General features: G+C 70.4%; 27 protein-coding genes. 10 read left to right on the top strand and 17 right to left on the bottom strand.

Annotated features, from left to right (window positions below; all coding sequences use genetic code 11):
- Positions 1-35: 35 nt before the first annotated feature.
- The gene (locus TSH64_RS06090) at positions 36-896 is read right to left on the bottom strand and encodes a cytochrome c (protein ID WP_109095985.1); all 861 of its coding nucleotides are present in this window, start codon (positions 894-896) and stop codon (positions 36-38) included.
- Positions 893-1,765: a thermonuclease family protein gene (locus tag TSH64_RS06085; protein WP_247872782.1), complete on the bottom strand. Its 873-nt coding sequence runs from the start codon at positions 1,763-1,765 to the stop codon at positions 893-895. The genes TSH64_RS06090 and TSH64_RS06085 overlap by 4 nt, the downstream gene beginning before the upstream one ends.
- 52 nt (positions 1,766-1,817) lie before the next feature.
- Between TSH64_RS06085 and TSH64_RS06080 the strand changes: the two genes are divergently transcribed.
- On the top strand, positions 1,818-3,308 hold the full coding sequence (locus TSH64_RS06080) for a M48 family metalloprotease (protein ID WP_247872781.1): 1,491 nt from the start codon (positions 1,818-1,820) through the stop codon (positions 3,306-3,308).
- A gap of 179 nt (positions 3,309-3,487) precedes the next feature.
- Positions 3,488-5,500 carry an adenylate/guanylate cyclase domain-containing protein gene (locus TSH64_RS06075; RefSeq protein ID WP_247872780.1) on the top strand — a complete coding sequence of 671 codons (2,013 nt, stop codon included), beginning with the start codon at positions 3,488-3,490 and terminating at the stop codon, positions 5,498-5,500.
- Positions 5,501-5,565: 65 nt separating this feature from the next.
- Here TSH64_RS06075 and cobT read toward each other — a convergent pair whose 3' ends face one another.
- The 4 genes from cobT to TSH64_RS06055 all read right to left on the bottom strand — a co-directional run bounded on the left by cobT (position 5,566) and on the right by TSH64_RS06055 (position 9,742).
- Entirely contained in the window at positions 5,566-7,437 is a 1,872-nt protein-coding gene (gene cobT, locus TSH64_RS06070) for a cobaltochelatase subunit CobT (RefSeq protein ID WP_109095983.1), read from the bottom strand.
- Between the two features lie 105 nt (positions 7,438-7,542).
- Positions 7,543-7,926 (bottom strand): GxxExxY protein, encoded by a 384-nt coding sequence (locus tag TSH64_RS06065; protein ID WP_109095982.1) that lies wholly within the window; start codon positions 7,924-7,926, stop codon positions 7,543-7,545.
- A 92-nt stretch (positions 7,927-8,018) separates the two neighbouring features.
- A complete protein-coding gene (gene cobS, locus TSH64_RS06060) occupies positions 8,019-9,023 on the bottom strand; it encodes a cobaltochelatase subunit CobS (protein ID WP_109095981.1) in 1,005 nt (334 codons plus the stop codon).
- Positions 9,024-9,097: 74 nt separating this feature from the next.
- On the bottom strand, positions 9,098-9,742 hold the full coding sequence (locus TSH64_RS06055; protein WP_348770320.1) for a J domain-containing protein: 645 nt from the start codon (positions 9,740-9,742) through the stop codon (positions 9,098-9,100).
- A gap of 150 nt (positions 9,743-9,892) precedes the next feature.
- Here TSH64_RS06055 and TSH64_RS06050 point away from each other — a divergent pair, with 150 nt between their 5' ends.
- Positions 9,893-10,168, top strand: coding sequence for a BolA family protein (locus tag TSH64_RS06050; protein WP_085087049.1), 276 nt, complete (start codon positions 9,893-9,895; stop codon positions 10,166-10,168).
- A 301-nt stretch (positions 10,169-10,469) separates the two neighbouring features.
- Positions 10,470-10,937, top strand: coding sequence for a ribbon-helix-helix domain-containing protein (locus tag TSH64_RS06045; protein WP_247872779.1), 468 nt, complete (start codon positions 10,470-10,472; stop codon positions 10,935-10,937).
- Positions 10,938-10,997: 60 nt separating this feature from the next.
- Here the strand turns inward: TSH64_RS06045 and TSH64_RS06040 are convergent, their stop codons facing one another.
- From TSH64_RS06040 to TSH64_RS06020, 5 genes are all read right to left on the bottom strand, one after another.
- Positions 10,998-11,633, bottom strand: a complete 636-nt coding sequence (locus TSH64_RS06040) for a DUF2889 domain-containing protein (RefSeq protein WP_109095979.1) — start codon at positions 11,631-11,633, stop codon at positions 10,998-11,000.
- Between the two features lie 114 nt (positions 11,634-11,747).
- Positions 11,748-12,209 (bottom strand): CBS domain-containing protein, encoded by a 462-nt coding sequence (locus tag TSH64_RS06035; RefSeq protein ID WP_109095978.1) that lies wholly within the window; start codon positions 12,207-12,209, stop codon positions 11,748-11,750.
- 167 nt (positions 12,210-12,376) lie between these two features.
- A complete protein-coding gene (locus TSH64_RS06030; RefSeq protein ID WP_109095977.1) occupies positions 12,377-12,865 on the bottom strand; it encodes an SRPBCC family protein in 489 nt (162 codons plus the stop codon).
- 117 nt (positions 12,866-12,982) lie between these two features.
- Positions 12,983-14,128, bottom strand: a complete 1,146-nt coding sequence (gene aroB / locus TSH64_RS06025) for a 3-dehydroquinate synthase (RefSeq protein WP_109095976.1) — start codon at positions 14,126-14,128, stop codon at positions 12,983-12,985.
- A gap of 51 nt (positions 14,129-14,179) precedes the next feature.
- A complete protein-coding gene (locus TSH64_RS06020; RefSeq protein WP_247873351.1) occupies positions 14,180-14,866 on the bottom strand; it encodes a shikimate kinase in 687 nt (228 codons plus the stop codon).
- Positions 14,867-15,234: 368 nt separating this feature from the next.
- Between TSH64_RS06020 and TSH64_RS35785 the strand changes: the two genes are divergently transcribed.
- Genes TSH64_RS35785 through TSH64_RS06005 form a run of 3 tightly spaced genes read left to right on the top strand, consistent with a single transcriptional unit; the run spans position 15,235 to position 18,356 of the window.
- The gene (locus TSH64_RS35785; RefSeq protein WP_167393297.1) at positions 15,235-15,375 is read left to right on the top strand and encodes a hypothetical protein; all 141 of its coding nucleotides are present in this window, start codon (positions 15,235-15,237) and stop codon (positions 15,373-15,375) included.
- Positions 15,356-17,290, top strand: a complete 1,935-nt coding sequence (locus TSH64_RS06010; protein WP_109095975.1) for a hypothetical protein — start codon at positions 15,356-15,358, stop codon at positions 17,288-17,290. Before TSH64_RS35785 ends, TSH64_RS06010 begins: the two co-directional genes overlap by 20 nt.
- 43 nt (positions 17,291-17,333) lie before the next feature.
- Positions 17,334-18,356 carry a site-specific tyrosine recombinase XerD gene (locus TSH64_RS06005; protein WP_109095974.1) on the top strand — a complete coding sequence of 341 codons (1,023 nt, stop codon included), beginning with the start codon at positions 17,334-17,336 and terminating at the stop codon, positions 18,354-18,356.
- Positions 18,357-18,416: 60 nt separating this feature from the next.
- Here the strand turns inward: TSH64_RS06005 and TSH64_RS06000 are convergent, their stop codons facing one another.
- Both TSH64_RS06000 and TSH64_RS05995 read right to left on the bottom strand, forming a co-directional pair.
- Entirely contained in the window at positions 18,417-18,728 is a 312-nt protein-coding gene (locus TSH64_RS06000; protein WP_098740825.1) for a polyhydroxyalkanoic acid system family protein, read from the bottom strand.
- A gap of 60 nt (positions 18,729-18,788) precedes the next feature.
- Positions 18,789-19,091 carry a 4a-hydroxytetrahydrobiopterin dehydratase gene (locus TSH64_RS05995; RefSeq protein WP_109452339.1) on the bottom strand — a complete coding sequence of 101 codons (303 nt, stop codon included), beginning with the start codon at positions 19,089-19,091 and terminating at the stop codon, positions 18,789-18,791.
- A gap of 142 nt (positions 19,092-19,233) precedes the next feature.
- Between TSH64_RS05995 and TSH64_RS05990 the strand changes: the two genes are divergently transcribed.
- Positions 19,234-19,584: a metallopeptidase family protein gene (locus TSH64_RS05990; protein ID WP_098740823.1), complete on the top strand. Its 351-nt coding sequence runs from the start codon at positions 19,234-19,236 to the stop codon at positions 19,582-19,584.
- A gap of 27 nt (positions 19,585-19,611) precedes the next feature.
- Here TSH64_RS05990 and TSH64_RS05985 read toward each other — a convergent pair whose 3' ends face one another.
- Both TSH64_RS05985 and cobB read right to left on the bottom strand, forming a co-directional pair.
- Entirely contained in the window at positions 19,612-20,223 is a 612-nt protein-coding gene (locus TSH64_RS05985; RefSeq protein WP_109095973.1) for a uracil-DNA glycosylase family protein, read from the bottom strand.
- On the bottom strand, positions 20,216-20,956 hold the full coding sequence (gene cobB, locus TSH64_RS05980; RefSeq protein WP_109095972.1) for a Sir2 family NAD+-dependent deacetylase: 741 nt from the start codon (positions 20,954-20,956) through the stop codon (positions 20,216-20,218). Before cobB ends, TSH64_RS05985 begins: the two co-directional genes overlap by 8 nt.
- A 109-nt stretch (positions 20,957-21,065) precedes the next feature.
- Here cobB and TSH64_RS05975 point away from each other — a divergent pair, with 109 nt between their 5' ends.
- Positions 21,066-21,563: a low molecular weight protein-tyrosine-phosphatase gene (locus tag TSH64_RS05975; protein WP_109095971.1), complete on the top strand. Its 498-nt coding sequence runs from the start codon at positions 21,066-21,068 to the stop codon at positions 21,561-21,563.
- A 69-nt stretch (positions 21,564-21,632) separates the two neighbouring features.
- Entirely contained in the window at positions 21,633-22,829 is a 1,197-nt protein-coding gene (locus TSH64_RS05970; RefSeq protein WP_109095970.1) for a cyclic nucleotide-binding domain-containing protein, read from the top strand.
- A gap of 31 nt (positions 22,830-22,860) precedes the next feature.
- Here TSH64_RS05970 and TSH64_RS05965 read toward each other — a convergent pair whose 3' ends face one another.
- Positions 22,861-23,331, bottom strand: coding sequence for a DUF2000 domain-containing protein (locus TSH64_RS05965; RefSeq protein WP_247872778.1), 471 nt, complete (start codon positions 23,329-23,331; stop codon positions 22,861-22,863).
- A 44-nt stretch (positions 23,332-23,375) separates the two neighbouring features.
- Complete coding sequence (locus TSH64_RS05960) at positions 23,376-24,233, bottom strand: AraC family transcriptional regulator (RefSeq protein ID WP_109095969.1); 858 nt, start codon at positions 24,231-24,233, stop codon at positions 23,376-23,378.
- Positions 24,234-24,271 lie beyond the last annotated feature (38 nt).

Below are 24,271 nucleotides of genomic sequence, written 5' to 3'. Positions count from 1 at the left end.
GTGTCGCCGGTGGGATGGGGGCGAAAGCCCCCCTCTCACGGCGCCTTCCGCCCCGCCATATGGCCGAGATAGGCGACGACCCGGTCCAGATCGGCATCGCTCAGCATTGTGGTGTCGAAACCCGGCATCTGCTGGCCGGGCCATGTCCGGACGGATCGCGGATCGCGGATCAGCGTCTTCAGCCCGGCGGGCGTGAGGTATTGGGTCGGGTTCATCGGCCGGTTCAGGTCCGGCCCCATCGTGGCGCTGCCGGCGCCGTTCAGGGTGTGGCAGGCCATGCACTGGGTGATGAACACCGCCTGTCCTGCGCGGATGGCCGAGTCGGCGGGCAGGCCCTGCTCGACCGCCAGCTGCGGCCAGCGGCGCAGCGGATCGTCGGAAGCGACGATGCGGGCCAGCTGATAGGGCCATTGTTCGCTGCGCACCCCCGACGCCTCCGGCCGCACCCAGACCAGATAGAAGGGACCGGCGGAGACCTCCTTTCCTGGCAGGTTGGGCCAGGGCCGGTCGGCCGGCTCCACCGCCAGGAAGGCGACGGCGCCGTCGGGACCGCTGCGCAGGCACAGCTCCGGCGGCAGCTGCGCGGTGAAGCCGTCCGACGCCACCCCCTCCAGCACCGTGCCGGGCGGAAAATCTGCGGTGCCGAGCAGGCTGGCGAGCGGCACGGCGCGGTAGCTCATCGGCCGGCCATAGGAGATGTCGGCCGGGATGTCGACGGTCACCGCGTCCGGACGGGCCAGCAGGGTGTCGCGGTCGAACACCCGCTCGGTTCCGGCGACGGCGACGGTCAGCGCCGGCCCGCCGGCCAGTGCCGGATGCAGCGGCAGGGCGACGAGCAGCAAAGACAGAGCGGCAAACAGGCGTCCAGCCACAGGCCCAAGCGACGGCTTCCTCATTCCGGATCCTCCTCCCCTTCGTCGTCATCCCATGGGTCGTCATCGTCGGCGCCGGCACGCTGCGCGGCGGCGGCGGCCGGCTCCCGCTCCAGCCGCTCGATCTGGTCGGGATGGGTGATCTCGATCATGGGGCCATTGCGCAGCGTGATCCAGCCCCGCACGCGCACCCGGCGGCCTTCGTAGGACAGCGGGTCGATGCCGGCGCGGGTGACCTCGCGCATCGCGGCGCGGCCGATATGGACGGTGACGTCGCTGCGCCAGTCGGTGCCGAAATCGAGCCAGCTCTCACCGCCGCCCTTGGACACCGCCAGCACCAGCCCTTCCACCAGTTGGAAGCTGTCGCGGTCGCGGGAAAGCCCGTCGGCGTCGGCGGCGTCGCGCACCGCATAGACCCGGCTGCGCCACAGCCCGCGCCCGGCGTTGCGCGCGGCCTCCTCGCCGGCCAGCAGCTCCGCCGCATAGGCACGGGCATCGGGCCGGGTGTGGACGCGCGCCAGCCCGCGGACCAGCAGCGCCGATTGCAGCCACAGCCCGTCTTCCCGCACCAGATGGGCGAGCAGCCGGCCATGGCGGTCGGTCGGCGCCGGCCCATGCAGCCTGACGCGGTGGCCCAGCGACAGATCGGCGAGCGCCGCGGTCGCCGCCTCGGCCAGCGGCCAGACCCGCCCGTCGGCGGGATTGGCGTTCCGCGGCGGCTTTGCCGCGTCGATCCCGGCCAGACGGACCCGGCGGCCGTCCTCCAGCTCCAGCGTGTCGCCGTCCAGCACGGCGGTGACCCGCAGCCCGTCCGCCCAGGCGGCGCCAGTCACCAGCAGCCCGGCCAGCAGCAGAATCGACAAGCGCACAAGCGGAAGCGTGACACGTCGCATCGGGAAGGCCGTCCTTGCGGAACATCCGCCGCCGGGCGGGGTTTTGACCGGTATGCCGACCCATCTCCCCTTCCGCAAGCCCCTCCGCGCCGCACCCCTCCGCGCCGCACTGGCCACCCTGATGCTGGCAGCCGCCGCGCCCGCCCTTGTCGCGCCCGCGCCCGCCCGCGCCGGGCTGCTCGACAATGTCCTCTCCGGCGGCGACGAGGCGGCGCTGGGGGCGCAGGAACACCCGAAGATCCTGGCCCAGTTCGGCGGCGCGGTGAAGGATGCCAAGCTCCAGGGCTACATCGACCAGCTCGGCCGCAAGCTCGCCGCCACCACGGCGCTGGCGCGCGAGCCCTGGACCTTCACCGTGCTGGACAGCGACGTGGTCAACGCCTTCGCCCTGCCCGGCGGCTATGTCTATGTCACCCGCGGCCTGCTGGCGCTGGCGAAGGACGAGGCCGAGGTGGCCGGGGTGCTGTCGCACGAGATCGGCCACGTCACCGCCCACCACTCGGCGCAGCGCCAGACCCGACAGACCATCGCCGGGCTGCTCGCCGCCGGGGTCGGGCTGGTGTTCGGCAACGACACGCTGGCGCAGCTGGCCGGGCTGGGCGGCACTGCGATGGTCGCCAGCTATTCGCGCGAGCAGGAGCTGGAGGCCGACCAGCTCGGCGTCGAGACGCTGCGGCGGACCGGCTACGATCCCTTCGCCATGGCGACCTTCCTGGAGACGCTGCGCCGCGACAGCCAGTATGACGGCCTGCGCGCCGGCAACAAGGGCGGGGGCGGCTTCGACTTCCTCGCCAGCCATCCGGCGACCGAGGAGCGCGTCCGCCTCGCCGCCGACCTCGCCCGCGCCATCCCGCCGGGCGGTGCCCGCCCGCGCGATCCTTACCTGGCGGCGGTCGACGGCATGATCTATGGCGACAGCCCGGAGAACGGCTATGTCCGCGGCCGCACCTTCGCCCACCCTCAACTGGGCATCGCCTTCACCGTGCCGCAGGGCTATTCGTTGCTGAACGGCGCCGATCAGGTGGTCGCCAAGGGACCGAACGGCACCGCCATGGCCTTCGACGGCGGATCGGCCGCCGGCGTGTCCGACCCGGCCGGCTTCCTGACCGGCGTGTGGGGCAAGGACGCGACGCTGTCGAACCTCCAGCGTCTCACCATCGGCGGCATGGCAGCGGCGACGGCCACCACGCGCGGCGAGACCGACGGCACCAGCGCCGACATCCGGCTGGTGGCGATCCGCGCCCAGGACGGCAAGATGTACCGCTTCACCTTCCTGGCGCCCGCCGGATCGCTGGCTCGTTTCGATAACGATTTCCAGGCGGCGGCCAACAGCTTCCACCGCATGACCGCGGAGGAGGCCGCCCGCTACCGCCCGCGCCGGGTGCAGGTGACGGCGGTGCAGCCCGGCGACAGCGTCGCCGGCTTCGTTCGTCGCATGCCGCAGGAGCCCTATGCCGAAGAATTGTTCCGGATCATCAACGACCTCCCGCCCGGCACGCCGCTGCAACCCGGCCAGCGGGTGAAGGTGATTGTCGGGCAATAGGGCGGGCAATAGTGAGCGGGGAGTAGCGGCAACCCCAAGCATGAGCATGACCGCATGAAATCCGCGTAAGGATACAGCCCCGCGGGTTGCCGCCGGCCGGATGGGCGGGTAGGCTGCCGCGCATGTCCGATACCCCGTCAGCGCGCCCCCAGATTGCTCCGCCCCTTCCGGCGACGGCCGTGAAGCCGGCCGGACAGGCGGCGGCGAAGGCGTCGGCGAAGGCTGCGGGAAAAGCCGGCCTGAAGCCCGCCGGGCGCCGGCGCCTGCGGCTGCCCATCGCCGCGGTGCTGGTGGCGGGGTTCGGCTCGCTGATGCTGGCGGCGGTCGCCAGTGTTCTGGTGCTGGGTCTGGTCAGCGCCAGCACCAACACCTTCGCCCTGCTGAACGACAAGGCCGATCTGGCGCTGGCCGGGGTGGAGGTGCGGGTCCGCCACCAGCTCGACCCTGCGCGCGAGATGGCGCGCTTCGTCGCCGGACTGATCGAGCGCGGCGACCTGCGCGCCGGCGACAACACGGCGATGATCGACACGCTGCGTGGCGCGCTGGCCGGCGCCCCGGACGTCACCGGCCTCGCCTTCGTCCGCCCGGACCTGACCGGCGTCCGCGTCGGCCGGCTGAACGGCGGGCTAGCCGCCGATCCCATCGACTTGCAGGGCGACAGCGACATTCCGCCGGAGATCCTGGACGGCCCCAACCGCAGCGCCGCGACCTGGGCCGACCCGCGCTGGCTGAAGGAGGCGCAGAACAGCTTCGTCACCCTCTACCAGCCGGTGCGGCGCGACGGCCGCTATCTGGGGCAGGTGGCGGTCGGCGTGTCGCTGGGCGACCTGTCGCGCTTCCTGTCGGTGCTGTATGTGGAGCAGGGGCTGAACGCCTTCGTGCTGTATGACCAGAGCCATGTGCTGGCCCATCCGGCGCTGGTCGGCCGCAGCTTCGATTTTTCCGGCAAGCTGGACGGCCCGCCGCTGCCGCGCACCGATCAGGTCGACGACCCGGCGCTGGCGGCGCTGTGGTCCAGCGGCGTGCCCGTCCAGTCGCTGAAGAAGCGGGTGGAGGCGCGCGCCGTCCAGGTTCTCGGCAGCGACTACATCTTCCTGACCCGCAAGATGTCGGGATACGGGCAGCAGGACTGGATCATCGGCATCGGCTATCGCGACGGCGAGCTGAATGTCGAGGTCCGGCGGCTCTACATCACCGGCGCCGTCGGCCTCGCCATCCTGCTGGTGTCGGTCGGGGTGGCGCTGCTGGTCGGGCGGCGGATCAGCCGGCAGGTGGCGCGGCTGGCCGAGGCCGCCGACCGCGTCCGCGCCTTCGAGTTCCGCGCCATCTCCGACCTGCCCGACTCCCGCCTGCGCGAGATGGCGCGCGCCGCCACCGCCTTCAACGCCATGGTCGCCGGCCTGCGCTGGTTCGAGACCTATGTGCCGAAGGCGCTGGTCCTGCGCCTGATGCGCCAGCGCGAGACCGAGGGCGGGCTCGACTCGGTGCAGCGCGAGGTGACGGTGATGTTCACCGACATCCGCGGCTTCTCCCGCATGGCCGAGCATATGGCCGCCGCCGATACCGCCGCCCTGCTGAACGAGCATTTCACCCTGCTTGCCGCCTGCATCGAGGCGGAGGGCGGCACGGTGGACAAGTTCATCGGCGATTCGCTGATGGCCTTCTGGGGCGCGCCCGAGGCGCAGGAGGACCATGCCGTCCGCGGGCTGCGTGCCGCACTGGCGATCCACCACGCCATCCGCGCCGACAACCGCCGCCGTGTCGCCGAAGGCCGGGCGCCGATCCATGTCCGCGTCGGGCTGCACAGCGGCCCGGTGGTGGTTGGCAACATCGGCTCCGACAGCCGGATCAACTACACCATCGTCGGCGACACCGTGAACGTCGCCGCCCGGATCGAGGAGCTGTCGGCCGCCCTTCAGGGCGAGTCCGAGGTGATCGTCCTGACCAGCGGCGTCACCGCCGCCAAGGGCAAGGACGCCGTTCCGCTGGTCCGCCAGGGCGGCCGGTCGCTGCGCGGCCGGACCGGGATGACCGAACTCTGGCGCCTGGTGCTGGAGGAGGAGAAGAAGGACGCGGCGAAGGCGGCGGCAGTGGCAGCGGCGGCAGTGGCGCCGGCAGCGCCGCCCGCCGCCCTCCCGCCGGTGGCGGGTGAGACTGCCAAACCGGTGTTCGCAGGTAAGGATACGCCCTGAAGCGGGCCGGCGTTTCCAGATAAGTCATTGGAAAGACTGGAAACGCCCCTGCCCGCTTCCTTACTTCAGCGCCAGCTGCGACGGCCGCCGCGGCGGTCGTCCTCGTCGAACAGTTCGGCCAGCTTGTTCATCATCGTGCCGCCCAGCTGCTCCGCATCGACGATGGTCACGGCGCGGCGGTAATAGCGGGTCACGTCGTGGCCGATGCCGATCGCCACCAGCTCGACGGGCGAGCGGGTCTCGATCTGCTCGATGGTCTGGCGCAGGTGGCGTTCCAGATAGTTGCCGGCATTCACCGACAGGGTCGAGTCGTCGACCGGGGCGCCGTCGGAGATCACCATCAGGATGCGGCGCTGTTCCGGCCGGCCGAGCAGCCGGTTGTGCGCCCATTGCAGCGCCTCGCCGTCGATGTTCTCCTTCAGGATGCCTTCGCGCAGCATCAGGCCGAGATTCTTGCGGGCGCGGCGCCACGGCATGTCGGCCGCCTTGTAGACGATGTGGCGCAGGTCGTTCAGCCGGCCGGGATGCGGCGGCTTGCCGCCGGCCACCCAGGCCTCGCGCGCCTGTCCGCCCTTCCAGGCGCGGGTGGTGAAGCCCAGCACCTCGACCTTCACCGCGCAGCGCTCCAGCGTGCGGGCGAGGATGTCGGCGCTCATCGCGGCGATGGAGATCGGCCGGCCGCGCATCGAGCCGGAATTGTCGATCAGCAGCGACACCACGGTGTCGCGGAAGTCCATCTCCTTCTCCGCCTTGAAGGAGAGCGGCAGGACCGGGTTGGCGACGACGCGGGCCAGCCGGGCGGCGTCGAGGATGCCCTCCTCCAGGTCGAAGTTCCAGGAGCGCTGCTGCTTGGCCATCAGCCGCCGCTGCAGCCGGTTCGCCAGCTTGGAGATCACGCCCTGCAGGTTCTGCAACTGCTGGTCCAGCAGGTGGCGCAACCGTTCCAGCTCGGCCGGGTCGCAGAGGTCGGCGGCGTCCACCACCTCGTCATACTGGGTGGTGAAGGCCTTGTAGGCGTTGGGATCGGGCTCGTTGCGGCGGTTGAGGTCGTTGCGCCAGGGCTGGCCGGGGCCGGCGGGCTCCTCCGCCCCCTCGCCCTCGCCCATCTCCATGTCGCCTTCCTCGCCGGCGCCCTCCTCGGCGCTCTCGCCGGCCTCCGACGAGTCCTGCATCTCCGACGAGGCCATCGATTCGGCGTCGGACTGGTCCTCGTCCTGGCCGCGGGTCTGGCCGTGCTGGGGCGATTCCTCGTCCTCGGAGGACTGGGTCTGCTGGTCCTCCTCCTCCTCCTGGTCGGCTTCCTGCCCGACTTCCATGTCGAGGTCGGCCAGCAGCCGGCGGACGGCCTTGGCGTAGGCCTCCTGGTCGCCGACGTAGTTGGCCAGCCCCTTCATGTCCCGGCCCAGCCGCTCCTCGATCCAGGGGCGCCAGAGGTCGACGGCATGGGCGGCGGCGGGCGGCGGCGGCGCACCAGTCATCGCCTCGCGCGCCATCATCCGCAGCGCTTCCGACAAGGGCACCTGTCCGCGGTCGTCGAAGCGGTCGAAGCCCTGGCGGGTGTAGCGATCCTCCAGCGCCGCTTCCAGATTGTGGGCGACGCCGGCCATGTCGCGGCTGCCCAGCGCCTCGCAGCGCGCCTGCTCCATCGCGTCGTAGGCCTGGCGCGCGGTGTCGCCCAGCGGCATGCGGTGGGCATGCACCGTGGCGTCGTGATGGCGCAGCCGAAGCGCGACGGCATCGGCCGCCCCGCGCAGCTTGGCGACCTCGACCGGGTTCAGGTCGCGCGCCGGCAGCGGCACCCGCACCCGCTGGCCCGCCAGACCCGGCGGATCGGACGAAAAGCCCACCTGCACCTCCGCCCGCCGGGACATGGCGCGCACCGTGGCGGTGGTGGACCGCTTGAAGGCTTCGACGGGGGTGTCGTTCTGGGTGGTCATCGCGGGGCGTCTTCGGGTTGTGGTACCGGCTTCGGACAAGGTCGGAGAACTGCGGGCAAGATTGACACGGATTTCACGGATTTGGGCACGGATTTCACGGATTTTCTAATGTGCCAGCACTCGCTTGACCGTAAGGCTAGGTCCGGCGAAGTTGAACAGAAGCCCAACCGGCAATCCGCTTGCCCGCAGATAGTTCAGGACTTGGCGGCTGTGGGCTTGGATCAAAGCCTCGCAAACCTTCAACTCCACGATCAGCCGCTGTTCTACCACGAGATCCGCAAAATAGCTGCCGACGGGATCACCTTTGTAAAGAACCTTGAAAGGTACTTCCGTGGCAACCGTCAAACCGGCGTCGGATAACTCACGAAACAGCGCCTTTTTATAGACTTGTTCGGCAAACCCATGGCCCAATACGGCATGAACCGCAAAGGCGGCGCCGATGACCCGCTCGGTCAAGCGGTCGAGATCGGCGCCCAGGCTCACCTTCATCCGTGAAATCCGTGTTTTAATCCGTGAAATCCGTGTGAATCCTTGTGTGCTGTGCCCCGACTTCACCGAGGAGCGGGGCGCAGCGCACAAGATCACACGAGGTTCGCCTGGACCCCCGTCTCCGGCAGCTCGACGCCGAAGCAGCGCTGGTAGTATTCGGCCACCGTCGGCCGCTCCACCTCGTCGCACTTGTTGAGGAAGGTGATGCGGAAGGCGAAGGCGACGTCGCTGAAGATCTTGGCGTTCTCGGCCCAGGTGATCACCGTGCGCGGGCTCATGACGGTGGAGATGTCGCCGTTGATGAAGCCGGCGCGGGTCAGGTCGGCCAGACGCACCATCGACGCCACCGTGTCGCGGCCCTTGGCGTCGTCATAGGACGCGACCTTGGCCTGGACGATCTTCACCTCGGCGTCGACCGGCAGGTAGTTCAGCGTCGCCACGATGTTCCAGCGGTCCATCTGGCCCTGGTTGATCTGCTGGGTGCCGTGATAGAGGCCGGTGGTGTCGCCCAGCCCGACGGTGTTCGCGGTGGCGAACAGGCGGAAGGCCGGATGCGGGCGGATGACGCGGTTCTGGTCGAGCAGCGTCAGCTTGCCTTCCACCTCCAGCACGCGCTGGATCACGAACATCACGTCGGGGCGGCCGGCGTCATATTCGTCGAACACCAGGGCGCAGGCATGCTGCAGGGCCCAGGGCAGGATGCCCTCGCGGTATTCGGTGACCTGCACGCCGTCGCGGAGCACGATGGCGTCCTTGCCCATCAGGTCGATGCGGCTGATGTGGCTGTCCAGGTTGACGCGGATGCAGGGCCAGTTCAGCCGGGCCGCGACCTGCTCGATGTGGGTCGACTTGCCGGTGCCGTGATAGCCCTGGACCATGACGCGGCGGTTGTAGGCGAAGCCGGCGAGGATGGCCAGGGTCGTGTCCCGGTCGAAGCGGTAGGCGCTGTCGAGGTCGGGCACATGCTCCGAGCGCTGGCTGAAGGCCGGCACCTGCATGTCGCTGTCGATGCCGAAGACCTCACGCACCGAGACCGTCGTGTCGGGCTTGTGGTCGAACAGGGCCGAGCTGGCCTGGGTCGCTCCTTGGGAAGCCATGGGTGGTTTCTTACGTTCCAGCGAGTGTCGGTTGTCCAGCGGCCGCGGGATTGACCCGGCCCGCCAACGGGGGTTCAGGCAGCATAACAGGCTTTCAGCGTATTGTAGGCCTGATTGATTTCTTTCAGGCGTTCTTCCGCAGCCTTGTCGCCGCCGTTGGCATCGGGATGATGCTTTTTCGCAAGCTCCCGATAGCGTGCTTTGATCCGTGCGAAGTCCACCGGCGGAGTCAGTTCAAGGACTGCCAGCGCCTTTTCCTCTTCGGTACGGGCGTGGTGGCGCCGGTGCGCCTTTTCCTCGGTCTTCGTCTTGCCGGTGTCCTGGCCGAATTCGAAACTGAAGCCGTTGACCACGCGGTCGCGGATGAAGCGCTCCTGCGTCGCCCATTTGCCGAGCGGCCAGCTCGGCCGCTGCCAGGTGGTGTCCTGCCGCACCTCCGCCTCGATCTGGTCGGTGGACATGCCGGCGTAATAGTCCCAGGCCCGGTTGTACTCCCGGACATGCTCCAGGCAGAACCACCAGTACTCGTTGAGGCTGCTGCGGCTTTTCGGCGCACGGAATTCGCCGGCGGCGACGCAATCGGGATGGTCGCACACACGGGTGGCCGCGCGCGGGGCGGCGTAGCTGTCGTAACTGGAGCGGGCGCGGTTCCTGGTCATCGGCCAAGTATGGGAAGAGCCGGTGCCTCTGGCAAGCGCGCCGAATCGAGCTTCCGTCATCCGCAATCTGCGGGTCGCCGGGCTTGACAGACGCTTGACAGGGCAGGGATCGCACCGTCTCCTGACCGTTGGCGCGCCGGGCGGGTCACGACGTCCCGCCGCAGCCTGTCCCATCCCTCCCCGACCAGCGACGAGACATCAGGATCCGCCATGGAATACGCCACCCGCATCCGCGAAAAGCTGACCGCCGGACTGGCGCCGGACCGGCTCGAGGTCGTCGACGACAGCGCCCGCCATGCCGGCCATGCCGGGGCGGACGCCGCCGGGGAAACCCACTTCCACGTCACCGTGGTCTCCGCCGCCTTTGCCGGCAAGTCGCGGGTGGAGCGCCAGCGGATGGTCTATGCGCTGCTGGCCGACGAGTTGCGCGAGCGGGTGCATGCGCTGGGGCTGACCACCCACGCCCCCGGTGAAGCCGGGGCCTGAACGGGGCCGGAAAGCCCGCACCCATCCCGTCCGCGGGGCGTTCCCACCGATCGTTCGTGCGCCTCAAATAACGAGCGGTTGAGCGGCCGAAATGACATACATATGGATGCAACCAAGAGTCGATTTTAGGAAAACTTGTAAGAATGAGAGGCGCTAGCGTGGTTGCATTTCCCGCTGCGTTTAGTAAAGTATGATATATGCAACCATTTATCGCGCCGTGGCGGACACAAACTTCGCATGTCCGCTGGCGGCTTCGTGGAAGGGGCTGCGGATGGCGAAGCGTGGGCCGAAGAAAAAGCGCGTGATCACTTCCCATGCGGGGGTGGAACCGCTGAGGAGCCAGAACATCATGATCGGCGGGCACCGCACGAGCATGCGGCTGGAACCGTCGATGTGGGATGCTCTGGAGGAGATCGGCCGTCGGGAAGGCCTGACCGTCAACCGCCTCTGCACCCAGATCAAGGAGCGGATCGAGGAGCAGGCGCGCCGCAAGGGCATCAAGCCGGAAGACGCCGATGTCACCCTGACATCGGCCGTGCGCGTCTTCATTGCGTCCTATTACCGGCGGGCCTGCACCGAGGACGGTCATCTGCGTGCCGGCCATGGCGGCAGCGACCCGTTCGTCGGCACGCCGTTCGAGCTGCCGCTGGCTGACGAGGAGGACGGTGTCAAGGCCGCGGTCGCCGCGGGCGGCAGCTTCCCCACGCCCGGTCCGACCCCCGGCCCGACCCAGGCCGCAGGTCCGGCCCAGCCCGGCCTGGACGCCTGAGCGGCGCCACCCGGCGCCCGCCCGGCTGATTTCCGGTGGGCGCCCGGGGCGAAGGCTATCCTATTCCGCCGCCTCGTCCCGGGCGGCGTCTTCGTTTTCAGGGCCGGCGCGATCATCGCCGGTGTAGTGCGCAGGCCAATGTCTGCGCACCGCCTCGCCGTTGCTGTCGAAGATATGGCACATGTTCAGCAGCACCGGCCGCTTGCCGTCGTCCTGGGCCGGCTTGCCGGACGCCTTCGCGCGGTCCGCCGCTTCACGGGCCAGGATCGGGTAGACGGTCTGGAAGGCGGTGGTCGCCAGCGGACCCAGCAACTCGACCAGATGGGTGCAGCCCTTCGCTCCGCCCAGCCGGTCCTTCACTGCGCGGGTCCAGCCCGGTCCGACGCGCAGGCCCACCAGCTGCTGGAACTGCGGCGTGATGCTGCCACAGGCCTTGTAGGGGCTGTGTTCGGTCACCGCCTCCACCGCCTGGACGGTCAGTTTGTCGTCGACGGTCAGGCGCATCCACATCTGGTGGATCGGGGTTCCCGGCTCCAGATGCCCGCGCTCCTCCGTATGGAAGCCATAGCTTTTGACGTCGGTCAGGTGGCCTTCGATGTCCCACAGCCCGTCGGCGCGCCGAAAGCCCTGGCAGGTGACACGACGGGTGTGGATCGGCTCGCGCGCGGCGGGGGCGGACAGCGAGGGCGCGGACATCGGGCTTTCCAGTTCAGCAAAGAGGATGGCTCACCCTCGACTATCGGTGGGGCCGGGCGCCCGGTCAACCCGACCCCACCGCAACGCAGCGTTACCTATGGGTCAAGCTTGCCGTCAGCCCAGCGTGGCCTCCGCCGAATAGCCGCTGCCGAACATGTAGGCTTCGCGGCTGCGCAGTTCGTCCTCCAGATGGGTGCGCACCACGGCGAAGAGGTCGCGGATCGACACCATGCCGACCGCCTCGCCCTCCACCGCGATGGGCAGGTGGCGGTAATGGTGACGCTCCATCAGGTCGAGCGCCTCCAGCGCCGTCGCCGAGGGCTCCAGCGTGTCGGGATCGGCGGTCATCACCGACGACAGCAGGGTGGTGTCGGGGTCGAGCCCGGCCGCGACCACGCGGGCGGTCATGTCGCGCTCGGTGACGATGCCCTTCAGCGTCCTCCCGTCGGTGACCAGCACCGCGGCGATGCGCTTCTGCGCCATCAGCGTGGCGGCATCGCGCACGGTGGCGCCCGGCGGCAGGCAGGTCAGTTCCTGGTTCTTGATGACATCGGGCATCAGTCGGCGTGTCGGCATGTGTCCCATCTCCCTCGTGATTGCAGGTTTTGTGGACGAACGATGCACTCGACCGCGATTTCGCAGCGCGGCATACACGATCCTGTCAGCTTGATGGACCGATCGTCAATAGAACTGATTGTCTGGAACTTCCCGCATGTGCCGGGGCACTGCCGACGGCGTTGTCGTTACTGGCCGGACTCCAGCCGCTTGCGCAACCCGTCGAAGCCGCTGGTGTAGATGCCGGCAATTGCCTTGCGCGCGTCCGCATCGGAGGCGCCGCTGGCCTGGAAGCGCGAGGACCAGGTGATGCGGGTGGTGCGGGCGTCCACCGCGCTCAGCCGGATGGTGGAATTGTAGTTCTTCACCGGCAGCGGCCCGTTCAGCAGGGTGTAGCGCAGCCGGTGCTTGGCGGCGGAAAGGCCGGTCAGCCGTTCCTGGATCGCACCGCCGCCCTTCAGGGCGATGTCACGCTCCTGGCGGTCGCCGGTCTTGCGCAGGGTGCAGCCCTCCACCGCCGGGTGCCAGTCGCTGATCGCGCAGAAGGGGGCGATCTGCTTCCACACCTGCTCGACCGGCGCCTTGATCGTCGCCTGCTCGCGCACCTCCAGCGCCATGGCCGGAGCCGCCGCCAGCAGCACCGCACCCATCGCCGACATCCCAAGCGTCGCCTTCATCGCTCATCCTCCCCGTTGCGGCCGCGGCGGGATGGCCGCGGTGTTGGAGGGAGTATGGGCGGGCAACCGCCGCCGCTGCTATTGTGCGAAAGACGGATTATCCGTGATGACCGGGGATCAGGCGGGCTGGACCGACTCGTCCAGAACGGCGCGGACGGCGGCGGCATCGACGTCGCGGCGGGTGAAGGCGTTGCCGATGCGGTCGGCCAGGATGAAGGTGATGCGGCCGTCCTGCACCTTCTTGTCCTTCGCCATCGACCGCACCAGCCCGTCCACGTCCCAGGCGACGCCGGGGATGTCGGCCGGGCGCACCGGCAGGCCGACATCGGCCAGATGGGCGCGGGCGCGCCGCGCGTCGTCGGCCGGGCACAGCCCGAGCCGGACCGACAGGTCGAAGGCCAGCACCATGCCGATCGCCACCCCTTCGCCATGCAGCAGGGTCTGGCCGAAGCCGGTCGCCGCCTCCAGCGCATGGCCGAAGGTGTGGCCCAGGTTCAGCAGGGCGCGGTCGCCACTCTCGCGCTCGTCGACGCCGACGATGTCGGCCTTGGCGCGGCAGCTGACGGTCACCGCATGGCGCCGGGCGTCGCTGTCGCCGTCCACCACCCGCCGGCCGTTCCGCTCCAGCCAGGCGAAGAAGTCGGGCTGGCGGATCAGGCCGTATTTCACCACCTCGGCATAGCCGGCCAGCACCTCGCGCCGCGGCAGGGTGTCCAGCGTGGCGGTGTCGGCGATGACCAGGCGCGGCTGGTGGAAGGCGCCGATCAGGTTCTTGCCGTGCCGGCTGTTGATGCCGGTCTTGCCGCCGACCGAGCTGTCGACCTGGGACAGCAGCGTGGTCGGCACCTGGATGAAGTCGATGCCGCGCAGCGCCGACGCCGCGGCAAAGCCGGTGATGTCGCCGATCACCCCGCCGCCCAGCGCCAGCAGAACGGTGGACCGCTCGATGCCGCGGCCCAGGATGTCGTCCATCAGCTGCTGGAAATGGGCGAAGTCCTTGGTCTTCTCGCCGGCCGGCAGGCCGATGGCCGGCTGCGGTGCGATCCCCGCCGCCAGCATCGCGGCGTTCAGCGTGTCCAGATGCAGAGGCGCGACGTTGGCGTCGGTCACCACGATGGGCGCCCGGCCGCGGGTGATCGCGGCGATGCGCTCGCCGGCATCGGCCAGCACCCCGTCGCCGACGAGGATGTCGTAGCTGCGGGCGCCCAGCTCCAGGCGGACGGTGTCGAGTGCGGCCGGGGTGGTGGCGTTGACGGAGGTCATCGGGGCAGTCCGCGAAGCTGGTGGTTCATGACAAGGGGCGGGAGGCGGGGATCAGGGCGCGTCGGTTTTTGGGGCGTCGGGCTTTCCGGGCCGGCCGCCGCGCTGGGCGTTGCCCTGGCCCTGCGGTTGGCCCTGGGGCTGGCGGTGGGGAAGCTGGACGCCGAAATGCGCCTCCAGCGCGTCGATCACCAGCTCCACCGTCACGTCGGGCGGGCGTTCGTCGCTGACCACGGTCAGGTCGGCCTCGGCATAGACGGGATAACGCTGCTCCATCAGCCGGCCCAGGATGGTTCGCGGATCGCCCTGGTTCAGGATGGGGCGGTGGGTGCGCCGGGCGGTGCGGGCGACCAGCACGTCCAGTTCGGCGCGCAGCCAGACCGAAATGCCGTGCTGGCGGATGGCGGCGCGGGTCTCCGGGTCCATGAAGGCGCCGCCGCCGGTCGCCAGGATGTGCACGGGCTCGTCCTTCACCAGGCGGGTGATGATGCGCCGTTCGACGGAGCGGAAGACCGGCTCGCCGTCGCGGGCGAAAATCTCGGCGATGGTGCAGCCGGCCGCCGCCTCGATCTCGGTGTCGGCGTCGCGGAAGGGCAGGTGCAGGCGCGTGGCCAGCCGGCGCCCGATGGCGCTCTTGCCGGCTCCCATCAGCCCGACCAGCACCACGGTGCGCGGCAGCAGCGGCACCGCATCCTCCGCCGCACCCGTGCCCAGACCTGCTCCCGGACCTTGGGCCGTCATCGCCTTGCGCAGTCCCATAACATCCATCCGATCCGCCACCCGCACTCCCGGCGCCAGCATGCCGGCGTCTTTGCCGGCCGTCACACCGCTGCAACAGACAACACTCATACCCGCCGAAAGCTGGCCGGCACAAGCGCCCCGGTTCCGCCATGCCCTGCCCCGCATCCTGCTGCGGAGCCGGCGAATGGCCCGGTGGACGGGTTGCGCCGCGGTCCAACCTGTGGCTACACTGCGCCGTCCTCCGGCCGCCGGCCGGGGCCGCGGATGCTTTAGCAGAAAAGCCCTTGCTTGTCCCAAGCCCTGCGGATGCAGGACATGGTAGCTCCGCTCCGATCCTCCGTTTTCCGACACAACATGTCCCTGGTGCCATGAGCCGGTTTCTCTCGATCCTCTTCGTCCTGCTGTTGCTGGTGATCGCCGGTGGCATGGTGTTCCTCGCCTCGTGGGACCTGCCGGCTCCGTCGAAAACGGTGGAGAAGGTTCTGCCGGATGAGCGCTTCCCGCGCTGAACCCCGACCATCGGCCGGGAAGGTCAGGCCCCAGGGTGTCCGACAGGCAACCGTTCCGCTGCTGGCCGGACTGCTGGCGGCCGGCTGGTCCATGGCCGCCGCAGCGCAGGCCTTCGGCCCGCCGGTCCGGCTGACGCCCGACGCCGCGGTGGAAACCCTCGTCCAGTCCCGGCCTTCCATCCCCGCTCCGGTCATCGTGCCGGCCTATCCGCCCATCGTCACGCCGCCGCCCGCCGTCTCCCCGGTGGTGGCGCGGCCGGCGCCGGTCGCGCGCGAGCCGCTGGGGGCGCCCGACCCGGACGGCGCCGGCCTCCTCGACGGGGTGCAGGGGCTGGGCGGCGACCCCTGGCGCGGCATCGGCCGGGCCGAGCTTCTGCCCCTGATCGCCGCCCTGCCGGTCGACACCCCGTCTCCCACCGTCAAGACGCTGGAGCGCCGCCTGCTGCTGAGCGCCGGCTCTCCGGCGGTCGCGACCGGGGAAGCGCCGCCGTCCCGCCGCCTCGGCGCCCTGCGCATCGAAAAGCTGGCGCGGCTCGGCGATCCCGCCGGGGCGGCCGAGCTGGCCGGGCGCCTGCCGGCGGCGCTGGCGGCGGACGAGCCGGCGGCCCGGGCGCTGACCGATGCGGAGCTGGTGCGCGGCGGCCTGGATTGCCCGCGCGCGCTGGCCCGCGGCAAGAGCTTCGCCTCCGCCTATTGGGCCAAGCTGGGCCTGTTCTGCCGTGCCCGTTCCGGCGACCGGGCCGGCACGGACGAGGCGCTGGCGGTCTTGCGCGACAGCCGCCGGTCCGACCCCTTCCTGCCGGTTGCCGAGGCGCTGGCCGGTGCCGCCCCGCCGCCGGCCCGCTCGCTGTCGCTGCAAGCCGATGCGGACGGGCTGGCGCTGCTGCTCGCCGCCCTGCGCATCGCGCGGATCGGCGTGCCGCCCGACCGGCTGCCGCTGGACAATCTGCCGGCGCTGGCCGCCATCGCCACCAACCCCGCCGTCGATCCGACCACCCGTGCCGCCGCCGGCGAGCGGGCGGCGGCATCCCTGTTCCTCGATGCCCGCCAGTTGCAGGATCTCTATGCCCAGATCCCGGCGGTGGGGGACGAGCTGCTGCGGGTCCGCGACATCGCCCGGCGCGACCGCGGCGCCCGCACCCGCGCGCTGGTCCATCAGGCGATGGCGGCGGCGATGGACGGGCGGCTGCGCGTGGCGCTGGCCGCGCTGGCGGTGGAGCTGGTCGATCCGCGCCTGCGCGCCGGGCCGGTCGGCGGTGCCGCCGCCGGTCTGCTCGACGGCGTGTCGCCGACCGGCGACGCCGCGTTGCTGGCCCCGGCGGCGGCGCGGCTCTATTACGCGCAAGGCCGGCTCGACCAGGCGCGGCGCTGGCACGATCTGGCCCTGCGCAGCGGCCGCAGCGCCGACACCGCCTGGCTGTGGCCGCTGGCGGTGGTGGCGACGGGGCAGGGGGCTCAAGACCCGAGGGCCCTGACCGAATGGCTGGACGAGGCGCTGCGCGGCGCCGACACCGCCGCCCGCAGCCGCATCGCCGGCCAGCTGGCGCTTCTCCAGGCGACCGGGGTCGCCGTCCCAGACGCGGCCTGGATGACCGTCACCGACGGTGCCGGCCCGCCCAGCGGCAGCGAGGCCGGTGTCGATCCCGCCTTGTGGCAGCGGCTGGGCGACGCCGCGGCCGGCGGGCGCATCGGCGAGACGGTGGCCGTCGCCCTGATCCTGCTTGGGAAGGCCGGACCCGCCATCCTTCCGCCCGTCGTCACCGCCCGCGTGGCGGCCAACCTGAAGGCGGTGGGGCTGGAACCGGACGCCCGCGCGCTGGTTCGCGAGGCGATGGCCGTAATCGCCGGCCCCACCGCCCATACCCCCATCCCGAATCCGACCCCAAATCCGACCCCAAATCCGACTGCCGAATGACCTTCCGCCCCGTGGAGCCCGCCACCACCATGACGCCGACACCATGACCGGCAGCAAAAAGACCGCCGTCAAAGCCGGCGCCAAGCGGCGCGGCCGGCCGTGCAAGCCGCGCCCGCTCGCCACCTCGCCGCATCTGGACGCCTTCCTCGACATGCTGACGGCGGAGCGCGGGGCGGCGGTGAACACGCGGCTGGCCTACGAGCGTGACCTCGCCGACCTCGGCCGCTGGCTGGCCCAGCGCAGCGTGGCGCTGGAGGCGGCGGGCACCGAGGATCTGCGCGCCTATTTGGCGGTGCAGAGCAAGGACGGTGCCCCCCGCACGGTGGCACGGCGGCTGTCGGCGATGCGGCAGTTCTACCGCTTCCTGCTGTCCGAAGGCCGCCGCTTCGACGATCCCGCCTCGCCGCTCGACAGCCCCAAGCAGGGCCGTCCGCTGCCCAAAATCCTGACGGAGGCGGAGGTCGGCGCCATGCTGTCCACCGCCGAGGCGCGCGGCGGGCCGGAGGGGCTGCGGCTGGTGGCCCTGCTGGAGGTGCTCTACGCCACCGGCCTGCGCGTGTCGGAGCTGGTCGGCCTGCCGATGACGGCGATCATGCGCGACGGCCGCGGCCTGCTGGTGCGCGGCAAGGGCGGCAAGGAACGCATGGTGCCGCTGTCCGACCCGGCGCTGGCGGCGTTGGCCGGCTACATCCCGTTCCGCGGCCACTTCATCCCGCCGGCCGCCGGTGCAGGGGGGGAGGCCGGGCACAGCCCCTTCCTGTTCCCGTCCCGCATCTCCGCCGAAGGGCACCTGACGCGCCAGCGCTTCGCCCAGCTGTTGAAGCAACTTGCCATCGACGCCGGCATCGACCCGGAAAAGGTCAGCCCCCACGTCCTGCGCCACGCCTTCGCCACCCATCTGCTCGACCATGGCGCCGATCTGCGCTCCGTCCAGAAGATGCTGGGCCATGCCGACATCGCGACGACGCAGATCTACACCCACGTCGTGACGGAACGTCTGAAGCGGGTCATGCACGACCACCATCCGCTGGCGCGCCGCAAGGTGGAGGAGGCGTCGGAGGGGTAGGGCAGGTAAGGATGGGTGGGGAGGTGAGGGCGTCGAGTCCCGCACCTCCCCGGTCAACCCTTACTTCTTCTCCAGCATCAGCGTGCCCTGGCGCGAGACCTTGTTCTTGATCTTGTCGGCCAGCAGGGCCAGCGCCCAGGGCAACTGCACCTCCATCTCGACCCGGTCGTCCAGCACGTCGATGTGGCCGGCGATGGTCTGGGCCAGCGCCACGACGTGGAAGTTCAGGCGGTCGTCGGTCCAGCTGTCGTCGACGCTGGCCGACACGGCGCTCAGGCGCGCCCGCACCTCGCCCATGCCGTCGACCAGCCGGCGCTTGGCCTCCGCCCGGCCAAGCGAGTGGGGGATGGACAGGGTCAGGGGTTTCGGCATGGTCGGCGGCTCCGCACGTCACAGGGCTAGGGTAACGCCCGCAAGCGGGCGTTGGGTCCATCAGCGGTCGTGCAGGGGCGCCATCTGGTCCAGGCGATGGGCGAAGTCGATGTCGGCCTGGGTCACCGCGTCGTTGTTGCGGGTGTAGAGGATCACCTCGACCCGGCCCAGATCGTTGAACCATTCGGGATGGTGGCCGGTCTTCTCGGCCAGCAGGGCGACCTGGTTCATGAACCCCCAGGCGGCGGGGAAATCGGCGAAATGGTAGGTCTTGCGGATGGCGTCGCGTTCCAGCACCTCCGCCCAGCCGTGCAGTTCCTTCAGCGCCGTCTGGCGATGCGCGCCGACAAGACGATCCGACATGATGACCTCCCTTTCCTCAAGTCTCTCTTTTGCCGCCCGCAGCTTCTTGGCGAACGGGCGGCGGTTCGCTACCTTCTGCGGCATGATACGGAAACCTTCAGGTCCCCATACGGTTCCGCCCACGGTCGAAGACCTGGAGCGCATGGCCGAAGAGGCGCTCGACACCATCCCGGCGGAGCTGCTCGCCCCGGTCGGGAACCTCGTGATCCATGTCGAGGATTTCCCCGATGAGGATACCGAGCGGGAGATGGAGCTGGAAAGCCCATTCGACCTGCTGGGCCTCTATCGGGGCGTGGATCTGACGCGGCAAAGCGTCGCCGACCTGCGAGGCGGGCCGGACATGATCTTCCTCTACCGCCGCCCGATCCTCGATTACTGGTGCGAGACGGGGGAGGAACTGCCGGCCATCGTCCGCCATGTCCTGATCCACGAGATCGGCCACCATTTCGGCTTCTCCGACGACGACATGGAACGGATCGAGACGATGGAGTAGGGGAGCAGGCGGGGGAGGGCAGGGCCTTCAATCGTCCAGCGCGTCCGCCACCCGGCGGCGCAGGGCCGGCACCAGATCCTCCTCGAACCACGGGTTGCGGTTCAGCCAGGCGGTGTTGCGCCAGCTCGGGTGCGGCAGCGGCATGTGGGCCGGGCCGTATTCCCGCCAGTTCGCCACCGTCTCGGTCATCGTCGCCTTGCGCCGCTCGCCCAGGTAGCGCGCCTGGGCATACTGCCCGATCAGCAGGGTCAGCCGCACGCCCGACAGTGCGTCCAGCAGCGGCGGGTGCCACAGCGGCGCGCATTCCGGACGCGGCGGGTAATCGCCGCCCTTCGGCATGGTTCCGGGATAGCACAGTCCCATCGGCACCACGGCGATGCGGGATTCGTCGTAGAAGGCGGGACGGTCCATCGCCAGCCATTTGCGCAGCCGGTCGCCGGAGGCGTCGTCCCAGGGGATGCCGCTGGCATGCACCCGCGCGCCCGGCGCCTGCCCGACGATCAGCAGGCGGGCGGTCGGGCTGCCGCGCAGCACCGGGCGGCAGCCATGGGGCAGAACCCCCGCACACAGCGTGCAGGCGCGCACCCGCGAGAACAGGCGGTCGAGATCAGAGCCGCCGTCAACGGTTTCATCAGACAAGCGTCAGCAAATCCTGGACGAAGGCCGGCACCACCTGGGTCGCCGGGCCGTGGATCGAGCTGTGGAAATAGGAGGCGCCCTCCGACGGTTCCAGGTTCAGCTCGACCGTATAGGCGCCGGCCGAGCGCGCTTCCGCCACGAAGCCGGCGGCGGGATAGACATGGCCCGAGGTGCCGACCGACACGAACAGGTCGCATTCCTCCAGCGCCCGCTGGATGCGCTCCATCTGATAGGGCATCTCGCCGAACCACACCACGTCGGGCCGCATGCCGCCCTTGCGGCCGCAGGTCAGGCAATGGTCGTGCACCGACAGGTCGCCCTGCACCTCCACCACCGTGCGGCAATGCAGGCAGACCGCCTTCAGCAGCTCGCCATGCATGTGCAGCGGGGCCTTCGAGCCGCCGCGCTCGTGCAAATCGTCGATGTTCTGCGTCACCAGCAGGACATCGCCCGTCCAGCGCCGCTCCAGCTCCGCCAGCGCCCTGTGCGCGGCGTTGGGCTGCACCGCCGGATCGGCGAGGCCGCGGCGGCGGTCGTTGTAGAAGCGGTGGACCAGATCGGGATCGCGGGCGAACCCTTCCGGCGTCGCCACATCCTCCAGATCGACCTGGCTCCAGATGCCGCCGGCGCAGCGGAAGGTGTCCAGCCCCGATTCCTTGGAAATCCCGGCCCCGGTCAGGATGACGATCCGGTCGGTCGGGCGCAGGCGGTTGGTCAGGGCGGGAGCGGGCATGAAATCCCCTTAGCGGTTCGGAAACCGGTCATGTGGAAAACTTCTGCGGCGTACGCCCGTCACGCCCCGATGTAAAGCCGCAAGAAACACGAGAGAGGGGATACCGAAGGTGGTCAAGGTCCTGTTCGTCTGCACGGGCAACATCTGCCGCTCGCCCACCGCCGAAGGAGTGTTCCGCCATCTGGCCGACCGCGCCGGGCTCGGCGCCCTGGTGAGCGCCGACTCCGCCGGCACCCACGGCTATCACGTCGGCGAGCCGCCCGATCCGCGCACGGTGCGCGCGGCGCTGGCCCGCGGCGTCGACCTGTCGGGCTTGCGCGCCCGCAAGGTGACGGCGGCCGACTTCACCCGCTTCGACCACATCCTGGCGATGGATCACGGCCATCTGGCCCAACTGCGCCGCATCGCCCCGGCGGGCGCCACCGCGGCGCTGCGCCTGTTCCTGGACGATGCGCCTGGGTTGGAAGGCCGTGAGGTGCCCGATCCCTATTATGGCGGCCCCGACGGTTTCGAGCAGGTGCTGGACCTGTGCGAGGCCGGGTCGCGCGGCCTGCTGGACCGCCTGTCGCGCGAAAGCCGGTTTCCGATTCGCGAAAGCCTCGGGTAACGTCTCGCGGTTTCCCGGCTGCTTGATCTATGCTGCCGGGACAAGGCCCATTCGGAGCATCCCCTCACCATGACCAGCGCCACCACCGGCACAACCGCGCCCGGCGGAATCCTCGACGGCATCGTCCTGTTCGAGGCCTTCTCGCCGGAGGAGCGCGCGGCCGTGGCCTCGCGCGGGCGGGTGTTCGACGCCCCGGCCGGCGCCGTCCTGATGCGCGAAGGCGACAGCGCCAGCTCGCTGTATGTCCTGCTGGACGGCACGGTGCGCGTGGTGCGCGACGATCCCTTCGGCGGTCAGGTGGAGGTCGGGTTCCGCCGCGCCGGCGACTGTTTCGGCGAGATGGCGCTGATCGACGGCGGCGCCCGCTCCGCCTCGGTCATCGCCGCCACGCCGGTCACGGTGTTCGAGCTGGAACGCGACCTGTTCCTGGCGCTGATCTCCCCCTCGCCCGACCTGCTGGCGAAGCTGCTGCGCGAACTCAGCCGCATGATCCGCGAGGTGTCGGAGCGGGTGGTGCGCGAGGATCTGGAGCGCCGCGCCCGCATCGCCGAATCGGCGCTGGCCCGCCAGCGCGCCATCACCCAGGCGGTGACCGGGCTGGCGCATGAGCTGAACACGCCGCTCGGCGTCTGCGTCACCGCGGCCAGCCATTTGCAGGATCTGGCCCGCCCCGGCAACGGCCCGCTGGCGACCGAGGAACTGCGGGAGCCGGCAGCCCTGCTCGACGCCAACCTCGCCCGCGCGGTGGAGTTGGTGGAGGCATTTTCCGCCATCGCCGCCTGCCAGACCGCCGAACCGCTGGAGGCGCTGGACCTCCGCCGCATGGCGGAGGACGCGGCGAGCCTGTTCGCGGTCCAGCATCCCGACCTGCCGCTGGCCGTCCGGGTCGTCCCCGGCACCGCCTGCCCCTGGATCGGCTATGCCCCGCATCTGGAGCGGGTGCTGCACCATCTGTTCACCAACGCCGCCGCCCATGGCTATGGCGGCGGCCCGGGCGAGGTGGAGGTGACGGTGGAGCCGGCGACGCTGGATGCGGTCCCGGCCTGGAACCTGATCGTCCGCGACCGCGGCGCCGGCATTCCGGCCAACAACCTGCCGACCCTGACCGATGCCTTCTTCACCACCGCGCGCTACCGCGGCCACAAGGGGCTGGGGCTGGCGGTGGTGTTCAACACGGTGACCGGCCCGCTCGGCGGCCGGCTCGCCATCGACAGCGCGCCGGGCAACGGCACCACAGTGACGATCACCGTCCCGCAGGAGCTGTGACGGGCGGGTTGACGCTACCCCCTGTTGTTCCTCATCCGTGCAGGGTGAGGCCCTTCACCGTCTTGTCCACCGCCTTCTTCGGCCCGCGCAGGGCCAGCCCGACCAGATCGGGGCTGTCCGGATCCTCGGCCTGGAAGGCGGCGCGGTTGGCGGCGTCGTGGCCGGTGGCGAACATGGCGGCGACATAGGGCACCAGCGTCAGGCCCCGCTCCAGCGCCGCATCGCGGATGGCGCGCAACTGGTCGCGGTCGGCGGCGAAGATCATCATCGGCTGGCCCAGCATGCGGCCATAGCGGCGGCCGGCACCGTCGACATACTCTTCGCCCAGCGCGTCCGGTGCCGCGGCGGCGATCCCGGTGGCGAGGAAGGCGGTGACGTTCAGCTTCTGCCAGACCGCCAGATCGGCGCGGACGACCAGCGCGACCTTGGTGTCGAAGCGGACGGGCGCATCCGCGGGGGTGGTTTCGGGCAGCGGGTTATCGGACATCGTGCTGTCGGGCATGGCAATCATCTCCTTCGCCCCTTCAGATGCCCGACGGCGGCGCGTCAGTCTGGAACGTTCGTGCACAGATCGCGGTAGGCGGCCGGCGTCAGGCCATAGGCGCGGCGGAACCAGCGGCCGAGATGGCTCTGGTCGGCGAACCCCACCTCCGCCGCGACCAGGGCCGGCGCCTCGCCCTCGGCCAGCCGGCGCCGGGCGGCGCGCAGGCGCAGCCGGACCAGATAGGCGTGCGGCGACAGGCCGAAGGCGGCGTGGAAGGCGCGGTTCAGCCGGAACCGGTCGACGCCGGCCGCGGCGGACAGTTCGTCCAGCCCGACATCCTCGGCCATCCGGGCCTGCAGCAGGTCGCGCGCCAGGGCGGCGGCGCGGTCGGGGCGAAGCGGCCGGCGCTCCTCCGGCGGTGCCAGATGGCCGGCCAGCCTCGCCGCCAGCCGGTCCACCGACAGGTCGCGGGCCAGCCGCCCTTCGCCCTGGTGCAGGGCCAGGAAGGCGGAGCGGATCGTCGCCGCAAGGCCGGGATCGTCGGCCAGCGTGTCGCGGAAGCCCAGCGGCAGGCCGGTTCCCCGCGGCGTCAGGCTGCGCAGGGCCTCGCTGCGGGCGGTCAGCAGCGGCACCGGCAGGTAGAGCATGGCGTAGGTGAAGCCATCCTCTCCCGGGCTGTGGCCGTCATGGGCCTCGCCGGGTTCGATCAGGATGACGCGGCCGGGAACGCTGGTGTGCAGCCGCCGCCGGCAGCGGAAGGCCTGCACCCCCTGCTCGGTGACGCCGACCAGAAGCTCGTCATGGTCGTGCAGGTCATAGGCATGGCCGCGGAAATGGGCGCGGATGGTCTCGATGCCGGTCTCCGAATCGCGGCGCACCGCCACCCAGTCATTCTTTCCGGCTGCCGTTCTTTCGGCCATGCGGCACCTCCGTCACCGGATCGAAGGACGGCGAAGCA

Origin of the sequence: Azospirillum sp. TSH64 (assembly GCF_003116035.1) — a bacterium.
In the GTDB taxonomy this organism is placed as follows: Bacteria; Pseudomonadota; Alphaproteobacteria; order Azospirillales; family Azospirillaceae; genus Azospirillum.
The sequence above is the reverse complement of the archived record's forward strand: the minus strand, read 5'-3'. Positions and strand labels throughout refer to the sequence as shown.